Source organism: Cellulophaga sp. L1A9 (assembly GCF_009797025.1).
In the GTDB taxonomy this organism is placed as follows: Bacteria; Bacteroidota; Bacteroidia; order Flavobacteriales; family Flavobacteriaceae; genus Cellulophaga.
In genome coordinates, this window is the sequence record NZ_CP047027.1 from 2,122,561 (window position 1) to 2,135,107 (window position 12,547).

The window sequence follows — 12,547 nt, forward strand, 5'->3', positions numbered from 1 at the left end:
AAATCGTCATTAAATGAAAATAAAAAAAAGATATGGTAAATATGGTGGGTATTTACCCCATTGTGTGGACAGAGATATTATTAGACGTATTAAAAAAGAAGAGGCAAATAATCCTGAATATTATATTCGAGTAGATGATAAGTTTTTCATATTAAATGAGGCACTCATAACTGATAGCTATAAATATATCGGCTTTTTCATATATGGTATTTCATTACTTTACATTATAGGAAGATTCAGCATTAATAAAGAGATAAGTTTTGGATTTTCATTCTTACTTGTTTTAGCCGGCAGTTTATCAATTTTTTATTATCATAATCACCCAAAAAAAGAATTAATTTTAGATAGAATGAATGGGATGATCACGTTCCCAAATTATTTTTATTTCAAACCATTCACCATGCCTTTTGAAGATTGCTTAGTAGCATGGTCCGTTAAAAATTCAGGTGTATCTCCTACTCCGCCAAGATTGTCATTAATGCACCCTAATGGTTTTACAAGTACAGATGTCATGGGTGCAGATATTTTGGAAGATTGGTGTTTTATGAATTGGTATATGGATAAAAACAGACCTTTACCTCCAGGTACTGCTTTTGATGAATACAGGTTGCAAGATTTTGAACGCAGAAAAACTGAGGGTTTTCCTAAACCTTTAATTCCAGGTACATTTCACACACCAGAACGCACTCCATCACAGCATAGACAACGTAAAGAGATTGGTGGTTGGTAATATTGTATTACTTTTAAATATATAGCGTAAATACTACAATAAAATGACAAAAAAGAGTTGGTGGAGGGAAGCTCCATTACCCTTTAAAATACTTACCTATCCAACAGAGGATAAGGTGACGAAATGGTTTGAGCAAGAAAGCGATAATAAAAAGGAAACATTTAATCAGGAACAATTTCAACTTTTATTAGCTTCAAAAGGAGTAAGTATAGGTGCACTTTGTTTTTTTGTTTTAGGTGTTTTTGTTACTATAATTTTTACTGTAACTACTTTATTTTCAGATGTGGCAGTATTTGATATAAATTTTTTTTGGGGATGTGCTACTTTTTTTATTATTAGCGCTTTATTTTGGTTGTATAGCTTTGCAATACCTAATAAGATACTTACGTTAAACCGTTTTACGGGTATAATGACCTACCCTAGTTATGGTTTTTATCCGCATTTTACAACTACCTTTACCAGAGCTACGGTTTACAGGGTTATTATGAGTGGTGCTGACGCTACATTAGCAGGAGCAAAACTAACAGCTCGTAACCCATATGATTCAGGAGTTGGCAGAGGTAATTACGATTTAGCAGATGGTGACCCAGAAGAATGGTGGAGTTTTTATGTGTGGTATATGGATAAAAATAGACCCTTACCACCTGCAAAAGCTTTTGATGAATACCGCGAGCAAGATTTTGAACGCAGAAAAGCAGAAGGTTTTCCTAAACCCTTATATCCAAGTTATATTTCTACTCCTGAAGCTACAAAAGAACAACAAGCAGTACGCAAGAAAATTGGTGGGTGGTAGCGTAGCACATGCATGAGTAAATCCTTATGTTTTAGCACAAGGAGAGCTGCTAGTTCTCAATCCGTACTCTTTTAGGGTAGTTATAAACCCGATAGAGCAAGTAGCGGGGTTGTCGTTTTGTAATTTTATTCTTTCAGAACTAAAATAAAAAGATATGATTACAGATAATAAAAATCAACATAAGGATAGAAAGTACGGAGGTTTGGACAATACGGTCCAGCAAAATCACAGTTTAGATCAAGAGCCTCGAGATCTAGAAGCTACAAAAAATGCGAATGAAGAGATAGAGCACCCTGTTAATAATGGCGGAGTAGAAGCTTCTGCTCTTGATTTTGATCTAGAAGAACAGTGGTTAGCCGTTCGTGATGAGTATTTAGCACATTATCCAAATGTACTAGATGAAGATACCGAATATGAAAAAGGCAGTTTTAATACGATTATAGAAAACCTAGCAAAAAGAAGACAGCGTACGCCCAAAGAAATCCATACCGAAATTAGGGATTGGAATACGAAGAAGTAATTCCACCTCTTGAGTGAATCTAGTGGTGTAGTTGCGGCAGTGAAATTTTGGTAAGATGTTGGCGTTTTTTAAGCGAAGTATAGGTATAGTGAGACTAAAGTGTTTTCTGCTATACCTATATTTGTTTCTTATTTGTTATTATCATGAGTCATTTTAAAGAAACGTTGAAGAATCCGGTATGGTTTGCGCTTAGCGAAACACATGAAAAGTTTTTGGTTACGTATAACGGAGTTAAGTTTTATAATCCAGAAGTTTGTCCGTTTGGGGCTTTTACAGGTGCTGCCAACACAGCCGAAGCCTTAAATGCCTATGCGAAATCGTGTGATAGTTTTTTTCTGGTTTCTGAGTTTGGTGTTCCTTCCTATGATAGCAATCGTATTATCTTAAATCGAAAAATAGAAGGCTGCCAGATGGTACTCAATTCTTTGATTGAAACGCCAATAACTGAGACGATAGTGCGCCTTACAGACGATGATATGGAGGATATTTACAATCTAGTATGGCTTGTAATGCCTGGGTATTACCGCAAAAGAACCTTTGAAATGGGGGAATACTACGGGATATTTAAAGAAGGTAAATTAGTATCGGTCACAGGGCAGCGCATGCAAACTGATGATTTCGTAGAGGTAAGCGCAGTAGTAACGCATCCAGACTACGGACGAAGAGGGTTGGCTAAGCAATTGGTATACCATGTAACTCAGCAAATTTTAAAAAATAATAAGAAACCCATCCTACACACTACAAAAGGAAATGCGGCAATACCCTTATATGAAAGATTAGGTTATCAGTTAACTCGGGATATGAATTGGTGGCATTTTTCCCGTAAATAAAAAAAATAGCAAATACATATTTCAATTTATCTCAGATACTGCGTAATAATGTGATTCTGAGAACCTTGTTGTGGCAAAATGTTTCGGATGTAATTTTCGGAACCATTTTTTGAAACTTTAGGCTACTTTATAATAGAATATTTTCAGGGTACTTGCGTTAGATAGACTTAAAGTTCTTATGATTTTAGACGAATTATTGTTGCGAAATAAAGAATTTTAAGGTCTGAATAAGCTGAAAAAGACCTTAAAGAGAAGTAGGCATTTATAACAAACCTAAACAACTTACACATGAAAAAATTATTAGTACTATCAGCCGCATTACTTGGTATTTTCTTTACATCTTGTAGTAGCGATGATGATGATTCTGGAAACCCATTAATAGGCTCCTGGGGCTTTTTTCAAGATGAAAATGATAATGGAGAATTAGAAGAAGTGGATGATTGTTCTAAAAAATTCACATTGATTTTTAGAGAAGATATGTCTTTTGAGTTTGAAGCTTACGGAAGTATTACAGGAGATCCCGATGAATGTGAAAAGGATAGTGATAGCGATACTGGAACTTGGGCTATTCTCTCTGAAGGTTTGTTAGCTATTACATATAGCGAAGGAGATGTAGAACAGGGAATGTACAGCATTGATGGGAATACACTTACAATTATCAATGAGTATGAGTCGAATGGAGAGACGGAAACAGAAAGAAGCATCTATATCCGTAAATAATTGATCATTAATTTATATAAAAGAGCCAAGATACTTTAAACTAAAGTGTCTTGGCTTTTTTTGGTTTTATTGCGAAACCTTTAGACGAATAAAAAACAGGCTTCACAGTTTTTTATTTCCCATAATAGGTCTCTCTTTATTGGTGTAAAGTCTTAACGGGAACGCCTAAAATGTTCTTGGTTGTATAAGGATAATTTTCGTTTGTAAGCTTTCCATCCTACACACTACAAAAGGAAATGCGGCGATACCCTTGTATGAAAAATAGGATATCAGTTAACTCGCGATATGAACTGGTGGCATTTTTGCCGAAAGTAAACAAAATAGAACGTCGATTAAACGCACACTTGTAATAAAACTTAGTGGAAGGGGTCCAGACTAGGAAGTGTTTAGAAAACAGTACAGTAACCCAATTTAATTGGAGTACCATACATTCATACTCTCTAAACTATTTCTTATTACCGTATTGTTGTACAGCGTACCTCCAAAATGAAAGCCGTGCTTACTAAAAGTAATGTTTAGCCCGTAGGAAGTTGCTCTAACCAAAGCATAAATAGTTTTATAGGCTCCTTTATCACTCTTCTTTTTAATTTCTTGGAGAAGATAATACGATAAGTTTTGTCCGTTATAATCAGGATGCGTAGCAAAATCTACAATCTCAATATTCAATTCTTTTTCATGAATATGAAGGATAGTAGAAACAATGAGTTCCTCTTCCTTAAAAAGGCCATAAAATTCATGACTTTGTTCTGCTAATTCTAGAAGATAGGCTTCCTCATGGATAGGAAGTGAGTGTGCTTTAAACACTTCTTTATGTAAATTAGCTAAGGTAGCATAGTCATTTACAGTAAGCTTCCGGACCGTAAAATTAGTAGGCAAACTCATGTAACCCTCTTCAGAAGAACTTTTAGCAGCCTGCGCTATAGCTTTTACAGAAGCAATTGTTTTTAAAGCTTGTTCATCATTCTGGCGGCGTTTATCGTTTAGGTATTCCGATAAAAAGTACCCCGTTGTATTGCCATTATATAAACCTGGTATTTTTGCTTCAATATGAAAGCCATTAGATTCAAACACCCCAATGGCTTGTTCTGGAACTTTGCCAATAATTTTATCATACTTTTTTTTATGCGCTAGGTCTTTCATTTTTGGGATGAGTGCGTCCCAATTATTTTCGGTGGACTGCGTTAAGTACAAACGACTATGCGTTTTTCCATGACGTAATACGGCTCCTTCTATTTTTTCAATGGTATCGAACATTTTGGTTTATATAGTTTTAATGATGCTGTTAATTTCGAATTTGACCGTCCCCAAAGAAATAATACTTGTTGGTAACCAGTTCATTTAGCCCTAAGGGGCCTCTATGATGTAATTTATCGGTACTTATTGCTAACTCTGCACCAACACCCATTTGTCCGCCGTCCGTAAACCGTGTAGAAGCATTTTGATATACAGCAGCACAATCTACTTGCTCCATAAAAACTTGAGCTTTGCTAGGGTCCGTTGTCATAATGGTAGCAGAATGACCACCAGAATTCTTATTTATTTTAATAATCGCCTGGTCCACAGAATCGACAGCGCCAATGCAACACTTCAAAGCTAAAAATTCTTCTTTCCAGACTTCTTCATTGGGTATTGGTGTGGCATCCTTTAAAACCTTTCTTATATCGGTATCTGCAAGAATAGAAACACCATTATTTTCTAAAATAGTTTCTAAATTATTTAGCTTTTCTTGATAATTATCAATCGAGGTGCTGATCAGAATTTTATCAAGGGCATTACAAGCAGATATTTTATCGGTTTTAGCATTTAAAATAACTTGTATACTTTGTTCCCAATTTGCATTTTCATCAACAAATAAAAAGTTATTTCCTCTTCCGCTTACCAATACCGCACATTTTGCATGCTCTTTTACAAAGGCAATTAACTTTTCTCCGCCTCTTGGAACAATTAAATCAAGTTTCTCAGTAGGGTTTTTCAGGAATGCTTGAGTTTCTTCTCTATTCATTACCAATAACTGGATATAGTGTGTTGGTAAATCATTTTCTATTAAAGCTTGATGCCAAAAATCAACAAGAATCTTATTGCTATAGATGGCTTCTTTTCCTCCTTTTAATAAAATTTTATTATTCGCCTTAAAGGCAAGAACTGCAGCTTCTATAGTAACATCAGGTCGTGATTCATAAATAATCATGATGGTACCGAAAGGAGCTGTTTTATTGATAATTGTTAAACCATTATCCAATTCCTTTTTTGATATTTCTTTGTGAACGGGATCATTTTGAGATTTAACCTTGGTGACCGCCAGAATCATTTCATCAATCTTTTTATCATTCAACACCAATCGATCATACATGGCTTGATCTTCTTTAGTAAATAATTCAAGATCTTTTTCGTTAGCATTAAGTAACTCCTTTCGATTCTCATTTAAAATTTGAATCATGGAGCTTAACACGTTATTTTTAATTTCTGTTGGTATCAATTTCATACTAAACTTCTATTTCTTTTTCAAGGGCAACTCTAGTACCCACTTTTTTTCCGTCGATAATATCTATTATGGTATGGTCTTTTTTTCCGTTGGCAATAAATGTTGGGATATTATTTGCGGCAGATTGTTGTGCGTATTCTAATTTAGAGCCCATGCCACCACGCCCCTCTGCTTCTCCTTTAATATTATCTTGAATATATTTATTTAAATTTTCGTCTGGGCTAACATGATCAACAAGCGAACTATTTTCTTCGTCTGGATGACCACTATAAAGACCATCAATATCTGTTAGTATGATGAGTTTGTCTGCCTTAACCAATTGTGCGATAAGACTAGCAAGTTCATCATTATCAGAAAACATAGACATGGTTAGCGATACTGCATCATCTTCATTAGCAATAGGGATAACACCTTCCGCTAGTAAACCTTCATAACAATTTATCATGTTTTGACGGTGTACACCGGGACTAAAATCTCTTTTCGTAGGGAGTACTTGTGCGCATTTCATACCGTAATCACGAAATATATTATAATACAAACGCATCATTCTAGGCTGTCCAATAGCGGAGTATACTTGTCTTTTTTGTGTTTTATCTTTAATGTTAGATTTTCCTAAAACCTCCATTCCTGCAATTACAGAACCAGAAGAAACCAAAATAGTAATGATGCCCCTTTCATATAATTGCGCAATTTGTTTCACCAATTTCTTGAGTACAGGCCTTACAATTCGGTTATCTTTATTCGTCATCACATTAGTTCCGACTTTTATGACAATCTTTTGTTTATACATGTTGTTTTTCTTTTCCTAGTTCAACGGCGCGATCAAAAGCAGCAAAAGCGGCCTCTTTAATTAATTCTCCCACATTGTTGTCTTCCATAGAATTTAATGCGGCGCGTGTTGTACCTCCTTTACTTGCTACTTTTTCCATCCATGAATTTGGAGATAAAGTATTTTGATTGAACAGTTCTATAGCTCCTGTGAATGTTTGAGCAACCAATACCTTTGAAACATTTGGCGAAAACCCCATTTGCAATGCGGCTTCCATCATACTCTGCATAAAATAAAATACATATGCAGGACCACTACCTGAAATTCCGGTAGAAGCATCTATAAAATTCTCGTCTTTCACTAAAATAGACTTGCCGGTGGTGTCTAGTAGACTTTCTATGGCTAGTAATTCTATTCTAGAAACTTCGGGAGAAGCAACATACGAAGTAAGTCCTTTGCCAACTTGTGCAGGTAAATTAGGCATTGCACGTATAATCTTATTTAAGCCTGTTGTTTCCTTGATTGTATCAATGGTAACACCAGCCATAATAGAAATAAGTAATTGATCTGCTGTAACTAACTTATTTATTTTTCTAAATAAATCTTCTGCATGATAGGGTTTTACAGCTATAAAAATAATATCTGCTTCTGGCACACAATCTTCTAAATTTCGATAGGCATCAAAATCAGTCATTTGATCTACCTCATCTAGTTTTTCTTCAGAAGTATCAAGAACCATGATATTCTCTTTTTTTAAGAGCTTAGATTTTGACATGCCTTTTGCGTAGGTAAGGCCCATGTTTCCGGCTCCTATTACGAGTACTTTCATTTTTTATTTTTTTATGTAAATTGATTGATCCTTTAGGCTATTAAATAAAAAGCATGCAGTCTTCACAACTTTTTACCTCACCATAATAGGTTTCTCTATATTTATGTAATGTCTTGATGGGAACACCTAAAAAGTATTTCTTTATATAGGTGACTTTAGTTTGTAAGCTTCCCATTTTTATAGTGTGTCGTTGTTCCGTTTTTGTTTCTCTTTTAATGTGTATTAACTTCATAAAATTATAATGATTAGGCTTCTAGTATAACATAAAGCAAACGAATTCCTAAAATAGAACGTTAAGATTTTGTTAGTGTATTTGTAGCGGTGAAGCGGAGTTTCTTAGCCGCTTTAGTGGGGCTTCAATACGTAGGTATGCCATATAAATTAGTGTTGTTAGTAGGCTTTCAACCATGACTCACATCTATTACAGAATTGTTGCTTTAAATTTGCATCATATGCGCTATAGCAACTATCTTTAAATAGTTTTTAAAATAATGACCTATGAAATTTGATACTATACTGGTAAATCATCAAGAAAATATAGCGACGGTGACTATTAACCGCCCGAATAAATTAAACGCCTTAAATCGAGATACCATTCAGGAATTGCATGATGCATTTAAAGCCTTAAATAAAGACAAGAAGGTTAAAGTTATTATACTAACTGGAAGCGGAGAAAAAGCATTTGTGGCGGGTGCAGATATTGCAGAGTTTTCAGATTTTTCAGAAAAGGAAGGTGCTAAGCTTTCAGCAAAAGGGCAAAAATCACTATTTGATTATATCGAGAATTTGGCAACACCTGTAATTGCTGCGGTGAATGGTTTTGCTTTGGGTGGTGGATTGGAATTAGCAATGGCTTGTCATTTTAGAGTGGCTAGTGATAATGCTAAAATGGGGCTTCCAGAAGTGTCTCTTGGGGTTATTCCGGGATATGGTGGCACACAACGTTTGCCGCAATTAGTGGGTAAAGGCCGTGCGAATGAAATGATCATGACAGCAGGAATGATAGATGCTCAAAAGGCGCTCTCTTATGGTTTGGTAAATTATGTGGTAACACAGGAAGAATTAATACCACTTTGTGAGAAGTTAGCAGGTAAGATAACGAATAACTCGTCTGTTGCGATTGCTTATGCAATAAAAGCAGTAAATGCTGGTTTTAGTAGTGATACCGATGGCTTTGATAAAGAAATAAAAGCTTTTGGAGAATGTTTTGGAACCGATGATTTTAAAGAGGGAACGACTGCATTCTTAGAAAAACGAAAAGCAAATTTCGAGTAAATAGCTGTGTATCAAATAACTTAATTATATATAGTATGCCTACTAGAAATATATTTTTATTGCTTTTTTTCGCTTTCTTTAGTGTTATGAATGCTCAGGAAATGCCTGTGAAATACACCTTCGGGGAAAAGTATCATGATCGCTACAAGTATTCTAACTTACTGACTATTGCCCCCGATGGTAATGGTGGTAGTATTTTGGTGCGTTCTTATTATACAGGAATTATCTTAAAACCAAGAGGGTATTTTATAGCGCATTACAATGCCAATCTAGAACTGGTTTCTGAGTATAATTATAAGCTTAAAGATGCAAGTTATGTAGATGCATTTGTAAAAAATGGACAGGTTTATCTCTTATTTTTAGATTATAACTACGGAAAGAAATCTTACGAGTATGTAGTGCATCAAAGTTCCTATGAAAATTTTGACTTTAAGACGCAAAAAATATTAGAGATTGAATCTGACCCTGTAGAAGAACCTTTAGATCGTAATTATTATAATAGAAATTTTGGTTCTGGTTTTACGACAACAGTACTTTTTGATAAAGATAAATCGGCTTTTGCAATCAGTGCACATCACAAAAAAGGAAAAGATAACAAGCATAATATCTATGTGTTTGATACGAACCTAAAAGAGCTTATGCATTATGATTTTTCTAGTGAGATAGAAGAGAAAAATTATGCTTTTGAAAATTTGGTGATTTCAAAAGACAAGCAAGAAGTGTACTTAACTGCCAAGGCGTATTTTAAAAAGAAACGTTTTGCAGCAAATGAACGTAAGTTCCAATATGAATTATTACAGGTGACCAATGAAGGGGGTAAGATTCAGAATTTTGCAGATCCTGGAAAATTTCCTGAAGCATTAACGCCATTACTTGTTGCAGATAAGGTGGTTTGTGTAGGTTTTTATTCCAATAGGAGAGACAACCGCTATAATGGGATTGTATATTTTGATATTGATCCGGAAACCATGGAAATTAATACGAATAAATACCATGCATTTTCTGAACAGTTTATGCTAGATAAATTTGGTAGAGATGAAGATAAAGATATTAAGAACTTAGTTTTTAAAGGGGTAGAGGTAACCAAAGAGAATGATATTTTATTTAATGCAGAAGAGTATTTTGTAACCTCTAGCATACAGAGAGATCCTACAGGGTCTAGTGTAAAAATAAGTCGGTACCATTATAATGATATCGTAAGCGTAAAACTTGCAGCAGATGGCGAGATGTTATGGGCTAGAAATATTAATAAAACAGAAGTTACACAAGGAGATCCAGCGTATACTTCATATTGCTCCTATACCAAAGAGGGTGATACTTTTTTCTTTATCAGTACCGCCAGTGAAAATCCTCAATTATTGAGTGATGAACGAATTATGTTTAAGCAAGGTCTGGGGAGAAACAGAAACATTTTTCTGATCAAATTAGATACACAAGGTAAAATGAGTTATGAAAAAGTAATTGATAACCAAGAAGTCCGTTTGCCTTTAATGGTGTCTATGCCATTGATTAATGCGGCCCAAGAAAATTTAATTTTCTACGCAAAACGAGGCACAAAGAAACAATTAGTAAAGGTTAATTTCTAAGAATTGATTAGAAACTAACTTTAACATGAAACGGGATTGTGTATTGGATTTATTCCATATTTTTGGATTAAATCCAATACATTGAATTCCGAAAACTACATTAAAGGGCGAGGTGCGCAAAAGAACAACACGAACAAATTTTCAGAATTCAGCTACGAAACACGTGATGATTTTTTGGAATTTTGTCGCATTGAAGGGGAGGATGCCGACTCGAATAAAACGCAGTACCTTCCTATCTTTCCAAAAACTATTGTAAATAAGGTGACCAGTCCTGATATTGGGATGGAATATAGTATGAATCCCTATCAAGGGTGTGAGCATGGCTGTATCTATTGCTATGCGCGTAATACGCATGAATTTTGGGGCTATAGTCCAGGTCTTGATTTTGAACGTACTATTTTAATCAAAAAAGATGCGCCAAAACTTTTGGAAGCAAAACTCAAAAGTAAAAGTTGGAAAGCTCAAACTATTGTTCTTTCTGGAAATACAGATTGTTACCAACCTGCCGAAAAGCGGTTTAAACTAACAAAAGCATGTTTAGCACTGTTTTTGAAATACAAACATCCTGTTGCAATTATTACTAAAAATGCGCTGATCCTTCGTGATTTGGAGGTGTTAAAAGCATTAGCGGAAGATAATTTAATTCGCGTAAATATTTCTATAACGTCTTTGTCTGAAGAAACGCGAAGACTTTTAGAACCCAGAACAGCAACCATAAAAAAACGATTGGAGACCATTAGAATTTTAAGTGAACACGGAATTCCGGTGAATGCTATGCTTGCTCCAATTATTCCAGGAATAAATAGTCATGAAATTATGAAGCTTGCTAAAGCGGTTTCAGAAAACGGAGCAATTTCTTTTGGTTTTACGGTCGTACGATTGAATGGCGCCATTGGACAAATATTTACGGATTGGATAGAGAAAACAATGCCAGATAGCGCGGCAAAAGTGCTGCATCAAATTGAGGAATGTCATGGGGGGACTTTAAACGATAGTCGTTTTGGGATACGTAGTAAAGGGGAAGGTGTTATAGCTACTCAAATTCATGATTTAATGCGTGTAGCAAAAAGAACCTACTTTAAGAATAAAGTGAGCCAACCTTTAAATACAGAACTCCATGAGGAGTATAAAAACGGACAGTTGACATTGTTTTAAGACAAATTTAGCATTGACCTCTAGAAAGTTTTTACAGTTCCTTGCGTCTAATGTTGTAGCACTAAAATTAGATACTATGGAAATAAATATATGGTCAGATATCAGATGTCCCTTCTGTTATATCGGCAAAAGAAAGTTTGAAGCAGCTTTAGAAAGTTTCCCACATAAAGACCAGATAACGGTTCAGTGGAAAAGCTTTGAGTTAGACCCTTCTTTAGAAACAAAACCAGAAGTAGATTATACAGAATATTTTATAGAGCATAAGAATGTAGATCGTGATAGTGCATTAGCCATGTTTGCTAATGTTACGACTATGGCGAATGAGGTGGGTTTAAATTTTAATATTAAAGATGGCGTAATTGCCAATTCCTTAAACGCACATAGATTATTGCATTATGCAAAAAAGGAAGGATATGCAGATGCTACAAAAGAGGCTTTATTAAAAGCACAGTTGATAGATGCAGAGAATATAGATGATAAAGAAAATCTTATTGTTTTGGCAAAAACTATCGGAATGGATGGTGATGCGGTAAAGGAGATGCTCAATTCTGACGATTTTACGTATGAAGTGAGACAAGATGAACTAGAAGCTAGAAATCTTGGAATTAATGGTGTTCCGTTTTTTGTTTTAGATAATAAATACGGAATATCGGGAGCACAGCCTACCGAAGTTTTTGCTGAAGCATTAGATAATGCATGGAAAAAGCACACAGAAGAGAAACTTACTGTTTTACCTGTTGGTGAAACTGGTGGTTCTTGTGATGTAGAGGGAAATTGTAGTTAAGTGTTTTTTATGTTTCAATGAAAAAGGCTTGGAGTTTATTCCAAGCCTTTTTTTTTTGTCCTGTCTCGTCCTGA

The 12,547-nt window shown here is 35.0% G+C and carries 14 protein-coding genes; 9 read left to right on the plus strand and 5 right to left on the minus strand.

Translation table 11 applies throughout. The features are described from left to right. The first annotated feature begins 13 nt into the window (after positions 1–13). The 5 genes from GQR94_RS09140 to GQR94_RS09160 all read left to right on the plus strand — a co-directional run bounded on the left by GQR94_RS09140 (position 14) and on the right by GQR94_RS09160 (position 3,593). On the plus strand, positions 14–730 hold the full coding sequence (locus GQR94_RS09140) for a hypothetical protein (RefSeq protein ID WP_158975206.1): 717 nt from the start codon (positions 14–16) through the stop codon (positions 728–730). 43 nt (positions 731–773) lie between these two features. Further along, entirely contained in the window at positions 774–1,523 is a 750-nt protein-coding gene (locus GQR94_RS22465) for a hypothetical protein (RefSeq protein WP_199271555.1), read from the plus strand. A 154-nt stretch (positions 1,524–1,677) separates the two neighbouring features. Continuing rightward, entirely contained in the window at positions 1,678–2,043 is a 366-nt protein-coding gene (locus GQR94_RS09150) for a hypothetical protein (protein WP_158975207.1), read from the plus strand. Positions 2,044–2,186: 143 nt separating this feature from the next. Beyond that, entirely contained in the window at positions 2,187–2,873 is a 687-nt protein-coding gene (locus GQR94_RS09155; RefSeq protein WP_158975208.1) for a GNAT family N-acetyltransferase, read from the plus strand. A gap of 288 nt (positions 2,874–3,161) precedes the next feature. After that, positions 3,162–3,593 (plus strand): lipocalin family protein, encoded by a 432-nt coding sequence (locus GQR94_RS09160; RefSeq protein ID WP_158975209.1) that lies wholly within the window; start codon positions 3,162–3,164, stop codon positions 3,591–3,593. Between the two features lie 411 nt (positions 3,594–4,004). Here GQR94_RS09160 and ablB read toward each other — a convergent pair whose 3' ends face one another. Genes ablB through GQR94_RS09190 form a run of 5 tightly spaced genes read right to left on the minus strand, consistent with a single transcriptional unit; the run spans position 4,005 to position 7,905 of the window. After that, a complete protein-coding gene (gene ablB / locus GQR94_RS09170; protein WP_158975210.1) occupies positions 4,005–4,847 on the minus strand; it encodes a putative beta-lysine N-acetyltransferase in 843 nt (280 codons plus the stop codon). Between the two features lie 28 nt (positions 4,848–4,875). Continuing rightward, on the minus strand, positions 4,876–6,075 hold the full coding sequence (locus GQR94_RS09175) for a glutamate-5-semialdehyde dehydrogenase (RefSeq protein WP_158975211.1): 1,200 nt from the start codon (positions 6,073–6,075) through the stop codon (positions 4,876–4,878). Position 6,076: 1 nt separating this feature from the next. Further along, positions 6,077–6,865, minus strand: a complete 789-nt coding sequence (gene proB, locus GQR94_RS09180) for a glutamate 5-kinase (RefSeq protein ID WP_158975212.1) — start codon at positions 6,863–6,865, stop codon at positions 6,077–6,079. Then, on the minus strand, positions 6,858–7,673 hold the full coding sequence (gene proC / locus GQR94_RS09185; protein ID WP_158975213.1) for a pyrroline-5-carboxylate reductase: 816 nt from the start codon (positions 7,671–7,673) through the stop codon (positions 6,858–6,860). The genes proB and proC overlap by 8 nt, the downstream gene beginning before the upstream one ends. Before the next feature lie 40 nt (positions 7,674–7,713). After that, a complete protein-coding gene (locus GQR94_RS09190; protein ID WP_158975214.1) occupies positions 7,714–7,905 on the minus strand; it encodes a hypothetical protein in 192 nt (63 codons plus the stop codon). A 266-nt stretch (positions 7,906–8,171) separates the two neighbouring features. On the opposite strand from GQR94_RS09190, the gene GQR94_RS09195 reads away from it, so the two are divergent. From GQR94_RS09195 to GQR94_RS09210, 4 genes are all read left to right on the plus strand, one after another. Then, complete coding sequence (locus GQR94_RS09195) at positions 8,172–8,948, plus strand: enoyl-CoA hydratase/isomerase family protein (protein ID WP_158975215.1); 777 nt, start codon at positions 8,172–8,174, stop codon at positions 8,946–8,948. A 35-nt stretch (positions 8,949–8,983) separates the two neighbouring features. Further along, a complete protein-coding gene (locus GQR94_RS09200; RefSeq protein WP_158975216.1) occupies positions 8,984–10,534 on the plus strand; it encodes a hypothetical protein in 1,551 nt (516 codons plus the stop codon). A gap of 81 nt (positions 10,535–10,615) precedes the next feature. After that, positions 10,616–11,689 (plus strand): PA0069 family radical SAM protein, encoded by a 1,074-nt coding sequence (locus GQR94_RS09205; protein WP_158975217.1) that lies wholly within the window; start codon positions 10,616–10,618, stop codon positions 11,687–11,689. Between the two features lie 76 nt (positions 11,690–11,765). Continuing rightward, positions 11,766–12,473, plus strand: a complete 708-nt coding sequence (locus GQR94_RS09210; RefSeq protein ID WP_158975218.1) for a DsbA family protein — start codon at positions 11,766–11,768, stop codon at positions 12,471–12,473. Positions 12,474–12,547 lie beyond the last annotated feature (74 nt).

Bases quoted from the DNA above. Each gene is read 5' to 3' on its own strand.
- GQR94_RS09140 (WP_158975206.1), top strand. From the start codon at position 14: ATGAAAATAAAAAAAAGATATGGTAAATATGGTGGGTATTTACCCCAT.
- GQR94_RS22465 (WP_199271555.1), top strand. From the start codon at position 774: ATGACAAAAAAGAGTTGGTGGAGGGAAGCTCCATTACCCTTTAAAATA.
- GQR94_RS09150 (WP_158975207.1), top strand. From the start codon at position 1,678: ATGATTACAGATAATAAAAATCAACATAAGGATAGAAAGTACGGAGGT.
- GQR94_RS09155 (WP_158975208.1), top strand. From the start codon at position 2,187: ATGAGTCATTTTAAAGAAACGTTGAAGAATCCGGTATGGTTTGCGCTT.
- GQR94_RS09160 (WP_158975209.1), top strand. From the start codon at position 3,162: ATGAAAAAATTATTAGTACTATCAGCCGCATTACTTGGTATTTTCTTT.
- ablB (WP_158975210.1), bottom strand. From the start codon at position 4,847: ATGTTCGATACCATTGAAAAAATAGAAGGAGCCGTATTACGTCATGGA.
- GQR94_RS09175 (WP_158975211.1), bottom strand. From the start codon at position 6,075: ATGAAATTGATACCAACAGAAATTAAAAATAACGTGTTAAGCTCCATG.
- proB (WP_158975212.1), bottom strand. From the start codon at position 6,865: ATGTATAAACAAAAGATTGTCATAAAAGTCGGAACTAATGTGATGACG.
- proC (WP_158975213.1), bottom strand. From the start codon at position 7,673: ATGAAAGTACTCGTAATAGGAGCCGGAAACATGGGCCTTACCTACGCA.
- GQR94_RS09190 (WP_158975214.1), bottom strand. From the start codon at position 7,905: ATGAAGTTAATACACATTAAAAGAGAAACAAAAACGGAACAACGACAC.
- GQR94_RS09195 (WP_158975215.1), top strand. From the start codon at position 8,172: ATGAAATTTGATACTATACTGGTAAATCATCAAGAAAATATAGCGACG.
- GQR94_RS09200 (WP_158975216.1), top strand. From the start codon at position 8,984: ATGCCTACTAGAAATATATTTTTATTGCTTTTTTTCGCTTTCTTTAGT.
- GQR94_RS09210 (WP_158975218.1), top strand. From the start codon at position 11,766: ATGGAAATAAATATATGGTCAGATATCAGATGTCCCTTCTGTTATATC.